This window comes from Streptomyces sp. LS1784, assembly GCF_020103755.1.
GTDB lineage: Bacteria > Actinomycetota > Actinomycetes > Streptomycetales > Streptomycetaceae > Kitasatospora.
In genome coordinates, this window is record NZ_JAHSQD010000929.1 from 1 (window position 1) to 2,011 (window position 2,011).

At 74.0% G+C, this 2,011-nt stretch carries 2 protein-coding genes and 2 pseudogenes; all 4 read left to right on the top strand.

Annotated features, from left to right (window positions below):
• A pseudogene (locus KS423_RS44320) lies at positions 1 to 919 on the top strand (hypothetical protein); the annotation flags it as partial.
• Between the two features lie 10 nt (positions 920 to 929).
• On the top strand, positions 930 to 1,343 hold the full coding sequence (locus KS423_RS44325) for a roadblock/LC7 domain-containing protein (protein ID WP_030291361.1): 414 nt from the start codon (positions 930 to 932) through the stop codon (positions 1,341 to 1,343).
• A gap of 167 nt (positions 1,344 to 1,510) precedes the next feature.
• The gene (locus tag KS423_RS44330) at positions 1,511 to 1,936 is read left to right on the top strand and encodes a DUF742 domain-containing protein (protein ID WP_224285341.1); all 426 of its coding nucleotides are present in this window, start codon (positions 1,511 to 1,513) and stop codon (positions 1,934 to 1,936) included.
• A pseudogene (locus tag KS423_RS44335) lies at positions 1,917 to 2,011 on the top strand (ATP-binding protein); the annotation flags it as partial. The gene KS423_RS44330 and the pseudogene KS423_RS44335, both read left to right, overlap by 20 nt.

Below are 2,011 nucleotides of genomic sequence, written 5' to 3' on the forward strand. Positions count from 1 at the left end.
GCGCGACCGTCAGCCGCAGCTGCCGCCGCAGGCCCCGCAGCAGCCGCTGCCGTCGGCCGAGCCGGCGCCGGTGGAGAGCACCCAGCAGTTCGCCCGCCCGCGCTTCGAGGCCAGCCAGATCGACCCGCGCGACCCGCTGGGCCTCGGCCTGGTCGAGCCGGTGCTGCCGAACGTGCCGAACCCGCCGCGTCCGGAGCCGGTGCGCCAGGAGCAGGCCCCCCAGCAGCCGCAGCCGCTGCCGTACCAGCAGCCGCAGCCGCTGCCGTACCAGGAGCCGATGGCGCTGCCGACCGGCCCGTCCGAGGCCACCGGTCAGCAGAGCGCCGGCGAGCAGCCCTGGTACCCGCAGGCCGAGGGGCAGCAGGCGCGGCCGCGGCCGTACCAGCCGCGCCGCCCCGGCACCACCGCGCCGGAGTTCCAGCAGCAGGCCCAGGAGCAGCAGCAGCCCCAGCAGGCACCGCAGCAGCAGGCCCCCCGGCAGGCACCGCAGCAGCAGGCCTCCCCGCAGGCTCCGCAGCAGCCGCAGGGCCAGCCGCAGCAGAACCAGCAGCAGCCGGGCAGCGACGACGCGCCCTGGCGTCCGTCCGCGAACGACGAGCGCTGGCGCCGCGCCGAGCAGATCCGCGAGCCCTCGACCAGCGGCGTCACCATGTCGGGCCTGCCCCGGCGGACCCCGCAGGCCAACCTGGTCTCCGGCACCGCCGAGGCCTCGCCGCTGACCGGTCCGCAGGTCTCCCGGGCCCCCGAGGAGGTCCGCGGCCGGCTGACCAACCTGCGCCGCGGCATCCAGCAGGGCCGCCGCGCCGGGGCCGAGCAGGCCGCCGGTCAGACGGGCTACCAGCATGGTGCCCAGCAGGCCGGATTCGATAGTTTCGGTGGCCGGAGCGACGGCAACGGCGCAGATCACCAGGAGCGTTGAGTTGAACCAGATGAGCCAGGCCGCACAGAACCTGAACTGGCTGATCACCAATTTCGTGGACAACACCCCCGGGGTGTCCCACACCGTGGTGGTCTCCGCGGACGGCCTCCTGCTGTGCATGTCCGAGGGCTTCCCGCGCGACCGTGCCGACCAGCTCGCCGCCGTCGCCTCCGGCCTCACCTCCCTCACCTCCGGCGCCAGCCGGATCTTCGAGGGCGGCGAGGTCAACCAGACCGTGGTCGAGATGGAGCGGGGATTCCTGTTCCTGATGGCCATCAGCGACGGCTCCGCACTCGCCGTCCTGGCCGCCCCCGACTCCGACATCGGCCTGGTCGGCTACGAGATGGCCCTGCTCGTCGACCGCGCCGGCGCCGTCCTCACCCCCGCACTCCGCGCGGAACTCCAGGGCAGTCTCCTGCACTGACCCGAGCCGCCGAGCGGATCCACCCACCCGTCCCACCTGCCTCGCCGGGTCCGACCCGACCGGACCCGGTGCAACCCCTTCAGCTGCCTTCGGGCAGCTGATCCCGCCTCAGCTGGCACCGTCCCAGCTGGAACCGGCTGCTCAAGGCTGCAGCACTAGGAGGACCCATGACCCCGCCCTCGACACCCGCCGGCCCGTACGGCAACGGGTACGGCAGCGGCTACGGCGGGCAGCAGTCCGACGGCTACGAGCAGCAGCCGCTGGTCCGCCCGTACGCAATGACCGGCGGCCGGACCCGTCCCCGGTACCAGCTCGCCATCGAGGCCCTGATCTCCACCACCGGCTCGGCCGACCGGACCGGCGGGCTGCTGCCCGAGCACGCCCGGATCGTCAGCCTCTGCCGCGAGGTCAAGTCCATCGCGGAGATCTCCGCACTGGCCGGCGTGCCGCTCGGTGTCGCCCGCATCCTCGTCGCCGACCTTGCCGAGGCCGGCCTCGTCGCCATCCACCAGCCCGCCGCCGCGGGCGAGTCGGGCGGAACGCCCGACGTCACGCTGCTCGAAAGGGTCCTCAGTGGACTTCGCAAGCTCTAACGCGGCCGCCCCCACCCGCGCCACCACCTCCGCGAAGATCGTCGTCGCGGGCGGCTTCGGTGTCGGCAAGACCAC

Bases quoted from the DNA above. Each gene is read 5' to 3' on its own strand.
- KS423_RS44330 (WP_224285341.1), top strand. From the start codon at position 1,511: ATGACCCCGCCCTCGACACCCGCCGGCCCGTACGGCAACGGGTACGGC.
- KS423_RS44325 (WP_030291361.1), top strand. From the start codon at position 930: ATGAGCCAGGCCGCACAGAACCTGAACTGGCTGATCACCAATTTCGTG.